The following is a 17,020-nucleotide window of genomic DNA, read 5'->3' as shown; positions in this document are numbered from 1 at the left end:
ATTATTGATTTATACAATGATTTTTTTTACTGAATCATTGGTATAAATAACGAGGAATTTGAATTTTTAGTTAAGAATGGATTCATCAGATCTCCGAGGATGATATTCTAAATTTTTATATTTTTTAAAACTAAAATGGAAGAGTCTCTGTTTGAAGAAAAATGGGATAAACAATTTGTATATAATAGGATAAAATCTTCTATATTTTCTGTAATTTTTTTTGATTGTATAAGAATGTCTAACATTAATAATGTATTTTTTGTACCATATTTTTTATGGATAATTCCCTTAACCTGTTGATTTATTTGTTCATCAATCTTTTTTAGAATATTAATTTTTATTTTTTTGCTTACATATTTACAATTTCTATTCATGATTATTTTTTTTATAATACTGAAATATTCCATTATAAAATGTTCAAGTGTAAGCAAATTATTTTTTTGATTGTATTTTAAAGGGTTATGGCAATTAATTACATGAAATAAAGTGCAATTGGTAATAATATCTTCGGATTCCAATATTTCTTTAATTTTATTGTATATACGTATATAAATTATTCCAAAAATTGGATCACTATTATTTGTTTTTTTGATCACTCTAATTAAAGAGTTCTGTATATAATTAAAATTTTCTTTTACTTTTAAAAAATTTTTTCTACTATCTTTAAGTGGTTTTAAATTTTCTTGAGTAATTCCTTCTATACTATTTTTGTAAATAAGTTCTATAGATTTTAGCATGGACTCTAAAATATCTGAACTTTCGGAAGTTTTTTTTAATGTTATCCATCCTATTATCCCAAATATAGTTTTTTCCTCTTCCACTTTTTGATATTGTATTTTTTGATAATTTTTATAACTTTTATAAAAAACCAATACCATTAAAAAAATAAAAAATATAAGTGCCCATATCTTTATAAAATACAAAAAATAGGCTATAAATCCGGACATAGTGAAGGCTATAAAACCGGTTAAAAACCATCCCCTTATAACTTTTAAAACTCCTGATATTCGATATACAGCACTTTCTCTATTCCACGCTCTATCTGAAAGAGAAGTTCCCATAGATACCATAAAAGTGACAAAAGTAGTAGATAGTGGAATATTTTTAACGGTAGCTATAGAGATCAATATACTAGATATAGTTAAATTAGCTGAAGCTCTAACTAGATCAAAAGCAATATTTTCCTCTTTTTTTATTTTTTGCTTAAAATTTTTTTCTATTTTAACCAGAAATCGTTTCGGAAATAAATTAAAAAATTTATTTCCGAAAAATAAAAAAAATCGAACAATTACTCTTGCAAAAGAATTGGATAAAAATTTTTCGTCCCCTTCATTTTGTCTACTTAAATTAATTTCCGTTTTGGTAATTGTTTTTGTTTTTTTAGAAACCCAAAGTGTTAATATCATAATTATACCTGCAAATATCAAAACAAAAGACGGGACCTGGACCTTTCCAGATAAATTTTTCATATTAAATTCTTCTGCAGGAGGACTGCCTGCTTCTTTCCATATGTTATAAGATTGTATACTAGCTATAGGAACTCCTATAAAATTTACTAAATCATTTCCTGAAAAAGCCATAGCTAAAGAAAATGTTCCATATAATACGACAAATTTTAATATATTATATCCTAAAAAAACAAATACCTTCGCTATAAGGATCCAAGTTGTAAATAATACAATCAAAAATAAAAAAAAATTATGATGAATCCATTTTATAAAATATTGAATAAATAGAGATAATCCTGATAAATTATCATAGATGTATCCTTTTTGTAAAAAGTTACTGTGAAGGCCTCTTACAATCAAAAAATAGGTCATACTACTCAATGAAATAGCGGCCCATATAACTCCGGCATATTTTAATCTACTTTTATATTCAAAACTTAATAAAATCCGTATAAAATAGTGAATAAAGGCCCCAGAAAAAAAAGAAATGATAATAGATAAAAAAATTCCTATACCAATTGTCAATGTTTTTTCCGCTTTAATGTATTGACTTAAATGATGAAATGGTTCATTACTTAATGGAGAAGCAATTTTTATCATGGAAATACTGAACGCTCCTCCTAATAAACAAAAAACCATTGATACTGTAGTTGAGGTGGGCAATCCTAAAGTATTAAAAATATCCAATAAAATAATATCGGATATCATAACTGCTAAAAAAATAAAAATAATATCAGAAAAATAAAAATAAGACGGATCAAAAATTCCTTTTCTTGCTATTTCCATCATTCTACTAGATAAAAAAGATCCCAATAGAATACCTAAACTAGCAAAAATCATAATCGTCTTACGAGAAGCGACTTTAGATCCGATAGCGGAATTAAGAAAATTTACGGAATCGTTAATCACCCCTACAATAAGATCAAAAATAGATAATATAAAAAGAATAACTATAATTGATGGATAAAAAATTTTCATAATAAAGAGGTAAATATTAATTAATCAATTTCACGAAAAAAACAGAAATATATTATTTTTAGGGTTTGTTTTTTTTTCATCAATTAGAAATTGTAAATAATTATTTACGATCTTACAACTTTTTTATAGATTCTTTGATTAAATTTTCTACAGTAAATCTTGGATTGTTTTCTAAAATATCCTCTAAAACTTTTTTAGATTCTTTAGTAGAAAAACCCAATACAATCAAAGCACTTAAAGCTTCTTTTTTTATAATGGATGGTGTATTTTTATCGAATAATGTAACGTTTTTTTCTTTTTTAGAAAAAATACCTATTTTATCTTTAAGTTCTATTATAATTCTATGAGCCGTTTTTATACCAATACCCTTTACCCTTTTGAATACTTCTGTTTCTTCATTATAGATAGATTTTTCTATTTCATATGGAGTTAATGAAGATAATAATGTTATAGCAGAATTGGGGCCTATTCCATTTACAGATATCAAATTAGAAAATATTTTTCTTTCTATTCTATCAAAAAACCCATATAAAACATGTTGATGTTCCTTTATAAATAGATAAGTATATATATAGATTTCCTCTCCTTCTTTTTTAGTAGAAAAAGAAGAATAAGTTGACAAGGATATATGAATATAATATCCGATACCATTACAATCTATGATTAAATAGGATTGATTTATTTCGATAAATTTTCCTCTTAAATGTGTTATCACTTTTTTATAAAAAAAACTAATAAATAAGTATATAGATGAATTATGAAAAAATTATTTTTTTCTGAAAAAAATTTGTATAGGAACTCCTATAAAATCGAAATGATAACGAATTTTATTTTCAATAAATCTTTTGTAAGATTCTTTTATATACTGAGGATAATTAGAAAAAAAAATAAATTGGGGGGTATATGTAGGCAATTGAGTACAATATTTGATTGTAATCAATTTTTTATTGATAGAAGGAGGAGGATTTTTTTTAAAAATTGGGAACATAACTCTATTTAATAAATTGGTTTTTAATCTTTTTTTTCTTTTTCTAAAAATATGATAAGCTATGGGTATAATATTATATAGACCATCCTTATTTTTAGCCGATATAAAAAGGATAGGTACATTATCAAATGGAGCAATATTTTTTTTAATAAAAATTTCAAAATTTTTCTTTATAGAACAATTTTTATTATTATGTAATAAATCCCATTTGTTAATAAGAATGATTACACCTTTTTGATTTTTTTCAATCAATCTAAAAATATTTCTATCCTGCGATTCCCATCCTCGAACTGCATCCACCATCAAAAAACAAATATCTGTATATTTAATCGTTCTAACCGTTTTCATAGTAGAATAAAATTCAATACTTTCACTTATTTTTGATTTTTTTCTAACTCCAGGTGTATCAAATAAAATACATTTATATCCAAACTTTTTGTAGAAAACATCTATACTATCTCTGGTTGTTCCAGAAATATTTGTGACAATATGACGGTATTTATCTAAGAAAGAGTTAATTAATGTAGATTTTCCTACGTTTGGTCTACCAATTACCGAAAACCGTGGAATACCTACTATTTTCTCTACTTTTTTTTCTACTAATTCTTTCAATATTTCTATTAATCTATCCAACATTTCCCCAGTTCCACTTCCATTTATAGCAGATATACAATAATAGTTATTGAATCCTAAACGGAAAAAATCTGTATCATGATACAGATTTTTTCCATTATCTACTTTATTAACTACTAATAATATTGATTTTTTACATTTTCTAAGTATTTTAGATATTTCGATATCTACATCGAGTAGACCTATTTCCATATCCACTAAAAACAAAATTGCATCAGATTCTTTTAAAGCAATTAAAATTTGTTTTCTAATTTCTGTATCGATTATATCTATATTATTATTTGGAGGATTATAACCTCCTGTATCTACTATAGAAAAATGGATCCCATTCCATTCAGAATTTCCATAGATCCTATCTCTGGTAACACCACTTTTAACATGAACTATAGCTTTTTTTTTTCCTATGATACGGTTAAATAAAGTTGATTTTCCGACATTGGGACGTCCTACTATAGAAACTAAATAACTCATTATAAAAAATTATTCACAAAGGTAGAATTTTTTCACTATTTTCATTCATATATTCTTATTCAAAATGTATATTACTAAAAAAAAATGCGTATAGATATTGTTAGCGTAATTCCTGAAATACTAAAAAGCCCATTTTCTAATTCTATGATTCAAAGAGCTATAAATAAAAAAATCTTAGAAATTTATCTTCATGATTTACGAAAATATGGTTTAGGAAAACGTAAAAAAGTAGATGATTATCCTTATGGAGGAGGAGCTGGTATGGTGATTCGAATAGAACCTGTATATCGATGTTTTCATAAACTTTTTTCAGAAAGAGATTACGATGAAAAAATTTTTATGACTCCTGATGGAAATATTTTTTCACAAAAATATGCTTATGAATTTTCTTGTAAAAAAAATATTATTATTTTGTGTGGGCGTTACAAAGGTATTGATCAAAGAATCAGAGATCACTTAATTTCCAAAGAAATATCAATTGGGCCTTATGTTTTATCTGGAGGAGAATTAGCAGCAGCGGTAGTAGTAGAGGCTGTAACTAGATTGTTACCTGGAGTTCTAAATAATCCAGATTCTATGATTACAGATTCGTTTCAAATAAAATCTATAAATTCTCCCCCTCTTTACACTCGTCCAATCCTTTATAAAGGATTATCTGTACCAAAAATACTTGTATCTGGACATCATAAAAAAATAAAAGATTGGTTCTATGAAAAATCCATCCTGAAAAAAAAAATTGATTCTTAAATTCTAATTTTAACATTCTATAAATTTTTTAATTTTTTATAAATCAATTTTTTTTATTACATTTTTACTTATTTTTCGAATTTTTGGATTACATAAAAATTATCTATATATACATTTATGAGAATAAATTGACATCATCAATAGATCCAAAAATCTATTTTGATTAGTATTTATACTCGATTTTCTTATAAGATTCTAATTGTTAATAATAAGTAAAAAAAATTCACCATAAATACAATTTTTTTTGATTTCTATACGAATAAAAAGTTTTTAATTTACCCATAATTTATTGGATTATTTATCGATTTTTCACTATAAATTTTTTCTACTTTTCTATTAGTCTCTTTTTTCCCAATTTTGACATGATAACATTTTTTATATTTTTTCTATCTTTATCAAATAGATCAATCAAATATAAAACTATAAATTTTTTCTAAAAAATTTCTAATAAAATTCATATTATGAGTAAAAAAATAGATTATACTGCAGATAGTATACAATCTTTAGAAGGAATTGAACATATAAGAATGAGACCTTCCATGTATATTGGAGACGTAGGTATTAGAGGATTACATCATTTGGTATACGAAGTGATAGATAATTCTGTAGATGAAGCCTTAGCAGGTTTTTGTAATAGAATATTCGTTACAATTCATAAAAATGGATTTATTACAGTTATTGATAATGGTCGTGGAATTCCAATAGAAATTCATAAAAAAGAAGGAAAATCAGCTCTTGAAGTGGTAATGACTAAAATTGGAGCAGGTGGAAAATTTGACAAAAATTCCTATAAAGTTTCTGGAGGATTACATGGTGTAGGAATATCCTGTGTAAATGCCTTATCTAGGACACTTATTGTTACAATTTATCGTAACGGAAAAATTTACCAACAAGAATATTTTAAAGGAAAAACTCTTTATAATGTAAAGTGTTTAGGAAAAACTAATAGAAAAGGAACTAAAATTCATTATCTTGCTGATAATTCCATTTTTAGTTCTATCACATATGATTATAACATATTAGTCACACGTTTACAAGAATTATCTTTTCTCAATAAAGGACTACATTTGTTTTTAAAAGACGAAAGAACTAACATAGAAAACCAAAAAAAAGAATACTTTTTCTCAAAAAATGGATTAAATGAATATCTTACTATTCTAGATAAAAATAAAGAATCCTTAACAAAAAATATTATTTTTTTCGAAGGGGAGAAAGATAATACCATTATAGAAGTAGCTATGCAATACAATACTTCTTTCAAAGAAGAAATTTATTCTTATGTGAATAATATTCATACTTCTGATGGAGGGACTCATCTTACTGGATTTCGAAGAGCCTTAACTCGAACGTTAAAAAAATACACTGATGGATATATCTTTTCATCCAATAAAGATAAAATAGAATTTACGGGAGATGATTTTCGAGAAGGAATTACAGCTATTCTTTCTATAAGAGTTATGGACCCAAAATTTGAAGGACAAACTAAAACAAAATTAAGCAATCATGAAGTAGGAGGAATTGTAGAGAAATTTGTTGGGGAAAGATTTAACAGTTATCTAGAAGAAAACCCTAATGATAGAAAAAAAATTATTGATAAAGTAATTTTAGCGGCTAAAGCTCGTCAAGCATCTAAAAAAGCGCGCGAATTGATACAAAAAAAAAATCCAATTTACAATAATATTTTACCTGTAAAATTGGCAGACTGCTCATTTAATGATCCAGAAAATTGCGAAATTTATTTGGTAGAAGGAGATTCTGCAGGTGGTACTGCTAAACAAGGTAGAGATAGAAAATTTCAAGCTATATTACCTTTACGAGGAAAAATACTAAATGTAGAAAAAGCAATGGAATATAAAATATTTGAAAATGAGGAAATAATAAATATATTTACTTCTTTAGGAGTTTCTATTATTGATGATAAAGAAGAAAATACAAAAAATTTAAATATTCAAAAACTTAGATATAATAAAATTATTATTATGACAGATGCGGATATAGATGGGAGTCATATTTCTACTTTAATTTTAACCTTATTTTTTCGTTATATGAAACCATTAATAGAAAAAGGACATATTTATATTGCTACGCCTCCACTTTATTTAATACGAAAAGGTAATCGTTCTCAATATGCTTGGAGTGATCAAGAAAGAGAAAGTATTATTCATCAATTAGGAGGAAAGAAAAATAATATAAATATACAACGTTACAAAGGATTAGGAGAAATGAATGCTGAACAACTTTGGGAAACTACTATGAATCCAAAAAAAAGAACCTTACGAAAAATTAATATAGAAAATATTTTTGAAGCAGATAAAATATTCTCTATCCTTATGGGTGATGAAGTTCCACCACGTAGAAATTTTATAGAAAAAAATGCGATATATGCAAAAATTGATGTTTAATTATCTATAAATTAATTAATTTATGATATGAATTATATCCAATCAATCCTATTAGGAATTATTGAAGGAATTACAGAGTTTTTTCCTATTTCTTCTACAGGACATATGATACTTGTATCTTCCTTAATGGGTATTTTAGATAAAAAAATAACAAAATTATTTCTAATATCTGTTCAACTTGGAGCTGTTTTTTCATTATTTTTTTTATATAGAAAAAAATTTTTTTTTCAAAAATTTGATTTTTATTTAAAAATTTTTATAGCTAGTTTACCCATATTAATTGTTGGTTTTTTATTAAAAAATAAAATAAATTTTTTTTTTAGAAAATCCACTTATGGTAGCTATTTTTCTTTTTATAGGAGGAATAATTATTTTGATAGTGGAAAATTTATATGAAAAAAAAAATTTAAAAAATAAAGACTATAGAATAACTTATTTTAAAGCTTTTATTATTGGATTAGGACAATGTTTTTCTATTATTCCAGGAGTATCTAGAAGCGCTACTACTATAATATCCGGTATGTTACAAAATATTGAAAGAAGAAAAACAATTGAATTTTCTTTTTTTTTATCTTTTCCTGTTATTTTTATTGCTACATGTAAAAAATTATTTGATCATTATTTTCAATTCCAGGATTTCATTTTTTCATTTAATGTTCGTAGATTTTTTATTTTTACAATAATAGATAAAAATTTTTTTTTACAAGAAGATATAAAATTATTATTAGTTGGAAATATAGTTTCTTTTATTACAGGAATTTTATCTATAAAATGTTTTATGTCCTATCTAAAAAAAAATAATTTTAAAATATTTGGATATTATAGAATTATTTTTGGAATTATATTCATTATTATACATTATTTTATAAAACCAATTGAAAATTTTTGATAAAAAATTGTTCAGAATTTGAAAAAGGAAAGCTATTATTAATAGATAAACCGTGGGGTTGGACTTCATTTGAAGTGGTGAAAAGGATTAAAAAAAAAATAATTGGTTTTTCTAAAAGAATAAAAATAGGACATGCTGGAACCCTAGATCCTCTTGCAACAGGACTTTTAATAATTCTTACAGGAAAATATACGAAAAAAGTAGATTTTATTCAAAATTATAAAAAAACTTATACAGGTATTATAAAAATGGGATGTGTCACTCCATCTTTTGATTCAGAAACCAAAGAATATAATTTTTCTTCTACCTCCCACATAACTCCTGAACTTATTCAAAAAATATCTAAAAAATTTATTGGTGAAATAAATCAATACCCACCCTGTTTTTCGGCATTAAAAATAAAAGGAAAGCGATTTTATGAATATGCTAGAAAAGGAAAAAAAATAAAAAATATGAAACCTAGACGAGTAATAATTTATCAATTTCATATTCTAAAAATTGGAATACCTTATATAAAATTTTTGATAGAATGTGGAAAAGGAACTTATATTCGATCTATAGCCCAAGATTTCGGAATAAAGATAAGCAGTGGTGCCTATCTTCTTTCTTTAAGAAGAGAACGTATAGGCCCATTTTCTATAAAAGATTCTTCTAAAGAGTTATAATTATTTTATACATGTTTACTTTTCCTACTATTATATGCTCTATGATAAATTTTTATTTTTCCAAAAATTAAATTTTTTATGAACTTCTTCATCACTTAATCCTCCTCTTTTAACTCCTTCTAATAAATGTTTTTTTAATAATACTCCATTTTTAGAAAAAATAGATCTTACCGTATCAGTAGGTTGTGCACCTTTTATCAACCATGATACTGCATTATTCATTTTTAATACTGTTGAAGGTGGATTCGTATTAGGATTATAACTTCCTATTTTTTCAATAAATTTCCCATTTCGTGGGGAACGAGAATCGGCTACAACTATATGGTAAATAGGCTTATGTTTTTTTCCAATTCTTTTTAAACGTATTTTTACAGACATAATTTGATGAATTTTGGTAATGATAAAAAAAAAATTTTTTATCTATTCAACATATCGTTTTTCCCTTTCTAATATACTAATTAATTTTTTTTCCTATTTGATATAGGGTGCTATTCGGACAATTTTTATTGTAGATCGATCCTATCATCTAAAAAATATCCTTATCCATAATTGTAATGTTTTTGAAAAAAAATGGTATATATTTACATTTTTTATAGACCCGTTGTGTAACGGTAGCACAGCAGATTTTGGTTCTGTTAGTTGGGGTTCGAGTCCCTACGGGTCTGTTAACGATTATCCTTTTATAAATGTTGAATTTCACAAAATGAGTATTGGAATGAAAGTAAAAAAAGAAAAAATTTTACTAATAGCATTTTTAAGTTTTTTCGCATATGTGTTTATTCACTTATCAAAAAATTTTTTTGGATTAGATAAATTTCCTCTTTTCCTATTTAGATATTTCGTTATCTCTATTTTCATGTTTTATGCTTTTTTGAAAAAAGATCTAACTACTTGGATCTTATTATCCATAATCATAGGAATAGAATTCGGTATAGATCATCCTAAAATTGCTATAGAACTTAGATTTTTATCTCAAATATTTTTGAGGCTTATAAAAACTATTATAGCTCCAATATTATTTTCCACTTTGGTAGTTGGTATAGCAAGTCATTCTAACATTAAACAATTAGGGAATATGGGATGGAAATCCTTATTATATTTCGAAATAGTTACTACTTTAGCCTTGTTCATTGGTCTTATTGCTATTAATATTTCTCAAGCTGGAGTAGGAATTGTGATGCCTTCAGGAATAATGGAGCATCAATTGCCAAAAGTAGAAAGTAAAACTTGGCAAGATACTATCATTCATGTATTTCCAGAAAATTTCATTAAATCTATATATCATGGAGATGTATTACCTATTGTTGTTTTTTCCGTCATTTTCGGAATATCTATGGTTTTTTTAGATGAAAAAAAACGTAGTCCTATATTATCATTTACAGAGAGTATTTCAGAGATTATGTTTAAATTTACTAAGATCATCATGTATTTTGCTCCTATAGGAGTAGGTTCAGCTATAGCTTATACAGTAGGACATATGGGGTTGGATATATTATATAATCTTTTTCAGTTATTATTGACACTTTATATTGCTTTATTTATATTTTTGATAATGGTATTATTTCCTATTCTTTTATGGATTAAAGTTCCTTTAAGAGGATTTATAAAAGCTTTAATGGAACCTGTATCATTAGCGTTTGCAACTACAAGTTCCGAATCTGCTTTACCTCTACTTATGGAGAATTTAGAAAAATTAGGTGTTCCAAGAAAAATTATTGCTTTTGTGATTCCTACAGGTTATAGCTTTAACTTAGATGGAACCACTCTTTACTTATCTTTAGCTACTGTTTTTGTAGCGCAAGCTTCTGGAATACCTCTAAGTTTTAGTCAGCAAATATTTATAGGTTTAACTTTAATTTTAACTAGTAAAGGTGTAGCTGGAGTCCCTAGAGCCTCTTTAGTCATTCTTTTAGCTACTGTTTCTTCTTTTGGTCTACCAAATTGGCCTATATTAGCTATTATCGGAATAGATGAATTAATGGATATGGCTCGTACTACCGTAAATGTTATAGGTAATGGATTAGCTAGTTGCGTTATTGCTCGTTCCGAAGGAGAATTAGATGATGAAAAAATGTTAGATTATATAAAAAAACGTGATAACGGTTGATAAATTTAATCGTATTTTTTTACATAACTTTTGAAAAGTCATTGTTTCTTTTATAAGAAAAAAAACTATTCTATAGTTTCAAATGGAGTAGTTACCAAAAAGAGCTATTCTAATATAGCTCTAATAAAATATTGGGGAAAACGAAAGAATCAAATTCAAATACCGATGAATTCTTCTATTAGTTATTCCTTAGAAGAGGTTTACACGGTAACAAAACTAATTTATTCTCTTAGAGAGAGAAAAAAAAAAAGATCTATAAAAATTTTTTTTTCTGGAAAAGAAAAAACGAATTTTCTCCCAAAAATTTTAGAATTTTTTCATAGAATATCATTTTATTGTTCTTATTTGCGATATTTTAATTTTGTTATAAAAACCGATAATACTTTCCCTCATAGTAGTGGAATTGCATCTTCTGCTTCTTCTATGAGTGCTTTAGCTTTATGTATTATGGAAATAGAAAAAAAATTAGATTCTTCTTTAAAAGAAGCTTTTTTTTTAAAAAAAGCTTCTTTTTTAGCTAGATTAGGATCTGGAAGTGCTTGTAGATCAATATATCCAGGACTTGTAGTTTGGGGAAAACATAAATCAATAAAAGGGAGTAATAATCTTTATTCTATCCCTTATCCCTATAAAATACACCCAATTTTTACAAAAATTTGGGATACTATTTTAGTAATAGATGAAGAACCTAAAAAAATTTTAAGTTCAAAAGGACATCAATTAATGAATCACCATCCTTATGCTAAAGAAAGATTAAAATTCGCTAATAGAAATATGGATCAACTGATATCTATATTAAAAATAGGAGATTTCCCCAAATTTGGAGAATTAATAGAACATGAATCTTTAAATCTTCATGCTATGATCATGACCTCTAACCCCTATTTTTTATGGCTGAGACCGAATACACTTCACGTACTTCATAAAGTATGGGATTTTAGAAAACAAAGCAAAAAAAACATCTATTTTACACTAGATGCAGGTGCAAATGTTCACCTTTTGTATCCTATTCAAGAAAAAAAGGTCATAATAAGGTGGATATATAGTGAACTTATCTATTATTGCAAAAAAATTATTGAAAGTTTTTGTCAATAAATTATAATTGATTGTCTATATTTGTTATTTATTATTACGATCTAATAAGAGATGGTGGATGTAGCTCAGTTGGTTTAGAGCATCAGATTGTGGTTCTGAGGGGCGCCGGTTCAAATCCGGTCTTCCACCCAAAATTAAATTATTTTAATACTTTTTTTTATCCTTGTAAGAGCTTCTACAATTTGATCTTCTGTAGTAGCATAAGAAATACGTAAATATTCATTATCTCCAAAAGCACTTCCACTAACAGTGGAAACTTGAGCTTTTTCAAGAAAAAAAGAAGATAAATCTTCTGAATTTTGAATTATTTTTCCATAGAACTTTTTTCCAAAAAGATCTGAAACTTTTGGAAATACGTAAAAAGCTCCATTTGGTTTATTGATTATTTGAAATTCAGGAATTTCCTTCATCATATCCAAAACTAAATTTCTTCTTTTTTTAAATTCTTTGATCATATATTCTATTTCAATTGGTGAAGCGTTTAATGCAGAAATAGCTGCACGTTGTGCGATAGAATTAGCACAAGAAGTTATTTGTCCTTGGATTTTTTCACAAGACTTAGCAATCCATTCAGGAGCTCCAATATACCCAATTCTCCATCCAGTCATAGAGAAAGCTTTAGATAATCCGTTTAGTGTTATGACTCTATTATAGATATCAGGAAAAATGGCAATACTAGTATGTTTTACTGAGTAACAAATATGTTCATAAATCTCATCAGAAAGAATAATTATTTTTGGATATCTCTTAAAAATTTCTACTAAATTTTTTAATTCTTTATAAGAGTAAACACTCCCTGTAGGATTGCATGGTGTATTTAAAATAAATAATTTTGTTTTTTTTGTAATAGATTCTTCTAATTTTTTTGGATTAATTTTAAAATTTTTTTCCATAATCGTTGGAATAATAATAGGAATAGCTTCACATAATTTTACCATTTGATAATAACTTACCCAATAGGGTGCGGGGATAATCACTTCATCTTTTGGATTAAGTAAAGATAAAAGAACATTCATAATAGATTGTTTTCCCCCAGTAGAAACCACAATTTGAGATGGAATATATTTCAATCCATTATCACGATAAAATTTCTTGCATATTACTTCTCTAAGTTCTAAATATCCAGATACTGGAGTATAGTAATGATAGCTACCTTCATCAATAGCTTTTTTTGCATCGTTTAAAATAAAATTTGGTGGAGAAAAATTAGGTTCTCCCAAACTTAAGTTAATAATGTCATACCCTTTATTTTTTAATTTTCTAGCTTTATTAGACATAGCTAAAGTTTGCGAATAAGATATATTTTGTAATCGTTTGGATAATAATCTATTTTTCATGGATAGATAATTTGAAATGATTGCAAATCTAAATAAATTTGATTATAAATTTGGATTCATTTATCAATAATATGGAATGGAATTAATTAAAAAGTATTTTCCAAATCTATTGGATTATCAAATACATCAATTATCTTCTTTAAAAAATTTATATGAATATTGGAATACTTATGTAAATATTATTTCTAGAAAAACATTCTATAATTTTTATCAACAACATGTTCTTTTTTGTTTAGGAATTGCTAAAGTTTTTCCTTTTTTTCCTGGATCATTTGTTATGGATTTAGGTACAGGAGGTGGATTTCCAGGAATTCCTTTATCTATAATTTTTCCTAATACACAATTTATATTGGTTGATTCCATTAAAAAAAAAATTAAAATTGTAGAGAAAATAATCTATGATCTACACTTAAAAAATGCACATGCTATTTGTATACGTGCAGAAAAATTAGAATATAGATTTGATTTTGTTGTTAGTAGATTTGTAACAAAAATATCCAAAACTCAAAAATGGATAAAAAATAAATTTAGATATAAATCTAACTATATAATCCAGAATGGATCCTTATATCTAAAAGGTGGTGACCTTTCTAAAGAATTAGAAAAATTTCCTCATGCAGTAGAATATCCTCTCATTAATTATTTTAGAGAACCCTTTTTCATTTCCAAAAAAGTGATTTGGATTTCCAATATTTAATATTTGTTTATTATAAAAAAAATAAAAATGAATCCAAAAAAAAAAATTATTGAAAAAGTAAAAAAGAAAGGCGGGTGGGTAAATGCCCATTCTCACTTGGATAGAGCTTTTACTCTGACAAAAAAAAATTTTAAATATTCTTATTATTCCCTGAATAAAAAATGGTATTTAGTTGATGAAATGAAACGTTTATCTTCAGAAGAAGACATTTATATCCGAATGGAAAAAGCTTTGGAATATTTTCTAAAACAAGGGACACAAGCTTTATGTACTTTTATTGATGTGGATGAAATTATTGAAGATAGGGCATTAAAAGCCGCTAAAAAATTGAGAAATAATTATGGAAATTTAATTCATATTCGTTTTGCAAATCAAGTACTTAAAGGGGTTTTGAATAAAAAATCGAAATATTGGTTCGATAAATCAGTGGAATTTGTAGATATTATTGGTGGATTACCTGCTAAAGATTATGGAAAAGAAAATGAACATTTAGATGTATTATTACAAATAGCTAAAAAAAAGGGTAAATTAGTACATGTCCATGTAGATCAATTTAATACAAGTAAAGAAAAAGAAACTGAAAAATTAGCAAAAAAAACTATTGAACATGGGATGCAAGGAAAGGTAGTAGCCATACATAGTATTTCTTTAGCAGCACATGATAAAAAATATCGTTATGAAATATATAGATTAATGAAAAAAGCTAATTTAATGGTAATATCTTGTCCTATAGCTTGGATTGACCATACTAGAAGTGAACGTTTAACTACGAGCCATAATTCGATTACTCCAGTAGATGAAATGATTCCTGAAGGAATTATAGTTGCTTTTGGAACAGATAATATATGCGATATATACAAACCTTTTTCTGATGGAAATCTTTGGATAGAATTACGAGTTATGTTAGAAGCTTGTCATTATTATGACATAGACCATTTGGTGGAAATTTCTACAAAAAACGGATTAAAAGTATTAGGGTTAGAAGAATAGACCTATTTATTTTATTTTTTTTCTGGTCGCATTTGCGGAAAAAATAAGACTTCTTGAATAGAACTTTTCTGCGTAAATAACATGACCAATCGATCTATTCCAATTCCAATACCTGCAGTAGGAGGCATCCCAAATTCTAAAGATCGTATAAAATCTTTATCAAGCAGCATAGATTCATCTGTATTTTTTTCAGATAATTTGATTTGTTCTCTAAAACGATCGAGTTGATCTATAGGATCATTAAGTTCTGAATAAGAATTAGCAATTTCTTGTCCATTGATAAGTAATTCAAAACGTTCTGACAAATTTTTATTATGACGATGTCTTTTCGTTAATGGGCTCATTTCTATAGGAAAATCGATAATAAAAGTAGGATTGATGTAATTTTTTTCGCATTTTTCTTCAAAAATTTTTTCAATCATTTTAGCTTTGCTCATTTTTATATTTTCCTCTATCTCTATATGCAATTTTTTACAAACTTTTCTTAATTCTTCCTCTTCCATATCTATAAGATTAAACCCCGTATTTTTTTGAATAGAATCCAATATAGGAATTCTTGGAAATGGAGTTTTAAAATTAATACGATTTTTTTCTATTAAAATATCCTTATCCTCCTTTTGAACTTTTTTGTAAATACACTTCAAAAGTTCTTCTGTAAATTTCATCATCCAATAATAATCTTTATAAGCAACATAAAGTTCTAATACCGTAAATTCTGGATTATGATTCCTATCCATTCCTTCATTTCTAAAATTTTTAGAAAATTCATATACTCCGTGAAATCCACCAATGATTAGTCTTTTTAAATAAAGTTCATTAGCAATACGTAAATATAATGGAATTCCAAGTGAATTATGATAGGTAATAAAAGGACGAGCTACAGCTCCTCCAGGAATAGATTGTAGAATAGGAGTATCCACTTCTAAATAACCTTTATGGTCTAAAAAATTTCTAATTTCTCGTATTATATGAGTACGTTTTAAAAAAATATTTCTAACATGATCATTCACAATAAGATCTACATACCGCATACGATAACGTTGTTCAGTATTAGAAAAAGAATCATATATTTTTTTATTTTTTTTATCTATTTTTACTTGTGGCAATGGTCGTAAAGATTTAGATAGGATAGTTAATCTATGGACATGTATAGTAATTTCATTCATTTTTGTCTTAAATAAATTACCTTTAACTCCAATAATATCTCCTATATCTATAAGTTTTTTTAAAAAAATATTGTAGGATTCCTCTTTTTCCATTTTTTCTGAGTAAAAATGATTTTTATTAAAGTATATTTGTATACATCCCGTGTGATCTTTAATTTCTCCAAAAGAAGCTTTTCCTAAAATTCGCAAACGTATTAAACGTCCAGCTATGCTGATGGGATCTTTTTCTCTAAAATTTTTTTTTATATCAAAAATAGTGTTTGTAATGAAATACTCCTCTGGAGGATAAGGATTTATCCCTAATTTTCTTAGTTGATTTAATTTTTTTATACGTATAATTTGTTGTTCTGATAAATTAGGCATAAAAATATTTCATGCAGATAATTGTACGATTGTAAAAACAATAC

Annotated in this window: 13 protein-coding genes, 2 tRNA genes and 1 pseudogene; 10 read left to right on the top strand and 6 right to left on the bottom strand. The window is 26.0% G+C overall.

What is annotated here, in order from left to right; genetic code table 11:
* Positions 1-107: 107 nt before the first annotated feature.
* From DM780_RS01765 to der, 3 genes are all read right to left on the bottom strand, one after another.
* Positions 108-2,426: an inorganic phosphate transporter gene (locus tag DM780_RS01765; RefSeq protein ID WP_110548743.1), complete on the bottom strand. Its 2,319-nt coding sequence runs from the start codon at positions 2,424-2,426 to the stop codon at positions 108-110.
* A gap of 112 nt (positions 2,427-2,538) precedes the next feature.
* Positions 2,539-3,141 carry a Holliday junction branch migration protein RuvA gene (gene ruvA, locus DM780_RS01760; protein WP_110548742.1) on the bottom strand — a complete coding sequence of 201 codons (603 nt, stop codon included), beginning with the start codon at positions 3,139-3,141 and terminating at the stop codon, positions 2,539-2,541.
* A gap of 51 nt (positions 3,142-3,192) precedes the next feature.
* Positions 3,193-4,518 (bottom strand): ribosome biogenesis GTPase Der, encoded by a 1,326-nt coding sequence (gene der, locus DM780_RS01755; protein ID WP_110548741.1) that lies wholly within the window; start codon positions 4,516-4,518, stop codon positions 3,193-3,195.
* A gap of 84 nt (positions 4,519-4,602) precedes the next feature.
* Here der and trmD point away from each other — a divergent pair, with 84 nt between their 5' ends.
* The 4 genes and pseudogenes from trmD to truB all read left to right on the top strand — a co-directional run bounded on the left by trmD (position 4,603) and on the right by truB (position 9,221).
* Positions 4,603-5,265: a tRNA (guanosine(37)-N1)-methyltransferase TrmD gene (gene trmD, locus DM780_RS01750; RefSeq protein WP_110548740.1), complete on the top strand. Its 663-nt coding sequence runs from the start codon at positions 4,603-4,605 to the stop codon at positions 5,263-5,265.
* A 461-nt stretch (positions 5,266-5,726) separates the two neighbouring features.
* Entirely contained in the window at positions 5,727-7,667 is a 1,941-nt protein-coding gene (gyrB, locus tag DM780_RS01745) for a DNA topoisomerase (ATP-hydrolyzing) subunit B (RefSeq protein WP_110548739.1), read from the top strand.
* Between the two features lie 27 nt (positions 7,668-7,694).
* Positions 7,695-8,556: pseudogene (locus DM780_RS01740) on the top strand (undecaprenyl-diphosphate phosphatase).
* Positions 8,553-9,221 carry a tRNA pseudouridine(55) synthase TruB gene (gene truB, locus DM780_RS01735; protein WP_110548738.1) on the top strand — a complete coding sequence of 223 codons (669 nt, stop codon included), beginning with the start codon at positions 8,553-8,555 and terminating at the stop codon, positions 9,219-9,221. The pseudogene DM780_RS01740 and the gene truB overlap by 4 nt, the downstream one beginning before the upstream one ends.
* A 39-nt stretch (positions 9,222-9,260) precedes the next feature.
* On the opposite strand, the gene rpsP is transcribed toward truB, so the two are convergent.
* The gene (rpsP, locus tag DM780_RS01730; RefSeq protein WP_110548737.1) at positions 9,261-9,599 is read right to left on the bottom strand and encodes a 30S ribosomal protein S16; all 339 of its coding nucleotides are present in this window, start codon (positions 9,597-9,599) and stop codon (positions 9,261-9,263) included.
* A gap of 216 nt (positions 9,600-9,815) precedes the next feature.
* Between rpsP and DM780_RS01725 the strand changes: the two genes are divergently transcribed.
* From DM780_RS01725 to DM780_RS01710, 4 genes are all read left to right on the top strand, one after another.
* Positions 9,816-9,886 (top strand) — tRNA-Gln (locus tag DM780_RS01725).
* 38 nt (positions 9,887-9,924) lie between these two features.
* Complete coding sequence (locus DM780_RS01720; protein ID WP_110548736.1) at positions 9,925-11,328, top strand: dicarboxylate/amino acid:cation symporter; 1,404 nt, start codon at positions 9,925-9,927, stop codon at positions 11,326-11,328.
* Between the two features lie 30 nt (positions 11,329-11,358).
* Complete coding sequence (locus DM780_RS01715) at positions 11,359-12,423, top strand: diphosphomevalonate/mevalonate 3,5-bisphosphate decarboxylase family protein (RefSeq protein ID WP_110548735.1); 1,065 nt, start codon at positions 11,359-11,361, stop codon at positions 12,421-12,423.
* Between the two features lie 53 nt (positions 12,424-12,476).
* Positions 12,477-12,553, top strand: a tRNA-His gene (locus tag DM780_RS01710).
* 4 nt (positions 12,554-12,557) lie between these two features.
* On the opposite strand, the gene DM780_RS01705 is transcribed toward DM780_RS01710, so the two are convergent.
* The gene (locus DM780_RS01705; protein ID WP_110548734.1) at positions 12,558-13,760 is read right to left on the bottom strand and encodes a pyridoxal phosphate-dependent aminotransferase; all 1,203 of its coding nucleotides are present in this window, start codon (positions 13,758-13,760) and stop codon (positions 12,558-12,560) included.
* A gap of 76 nt (positions 13,761-13,836) precedes the next feature.
* On the opposite strand from DM780_RS01705, the gene rsmG reads away from it, so the two are divergent.
* Together rsmG and DM780_RS01695 are read left to right on the top strand one after the other, a co-directional pair.
* Positions 13,837-14,457 carry a 16S rRNA (guanine(527)-N(7))-methyltransferase RsmG gene (gene rsmG / locus DM780_RS01700; RefSeq protein ID WP_110478108.1) on the top strand — a complete coding sequence of 207 codons (621 nt, stop codon included), beginning with the start codon at positions 13,837-13,839 and terminating at the stop codon, positions 14,455-14,457.
* Between the two features lie 27 nt (positions 14,458-14,484).
* Positions 14,485-15,447, top strand: a complete 963-nt coding sequence (locus DM780_RS01695) for an amidohydrolase family protein (RefSeq protein WP_110548962.1) — start codon at positions 14,485-14,487, stop codon at positions 15,445-15,447.
* A gap of 11 nt (positions 15,448-15,458) precedes the next feature.
* On the opposite strand, the gene lysS is transcribed toward DM780_RS01695, so the two are convergent.
* A complete protein-coding gene (lysS, locus tag DM780_RS01690) occupies positions 15,459-16,976 on the bottom strand; it encodes a lysine--tRNA ligase (protein ID WP_110548733.1) in 1,518 nt (505 codons plus the stop codon).
* Between the last annotated feature and the right edge of the window lie 44 nt (positions 16,977-17,020).

The sequence above is a fragment of the Blattabacterium punctulatus genome, assembly GCF_003226695.1.
GTDB classification, from domain to species: Bacteria; Bacteroidota; Bacteroidia; order Flavobacteriales; family Blattabacteriaceae; genus Blattabacterium; species Blattabacterium punctulatus.
The sequence above is the reverse complement of the archived record's forward strand: the minus strand, read 5'-3'. Positions and strand labels throughout refer to the sequence as shown.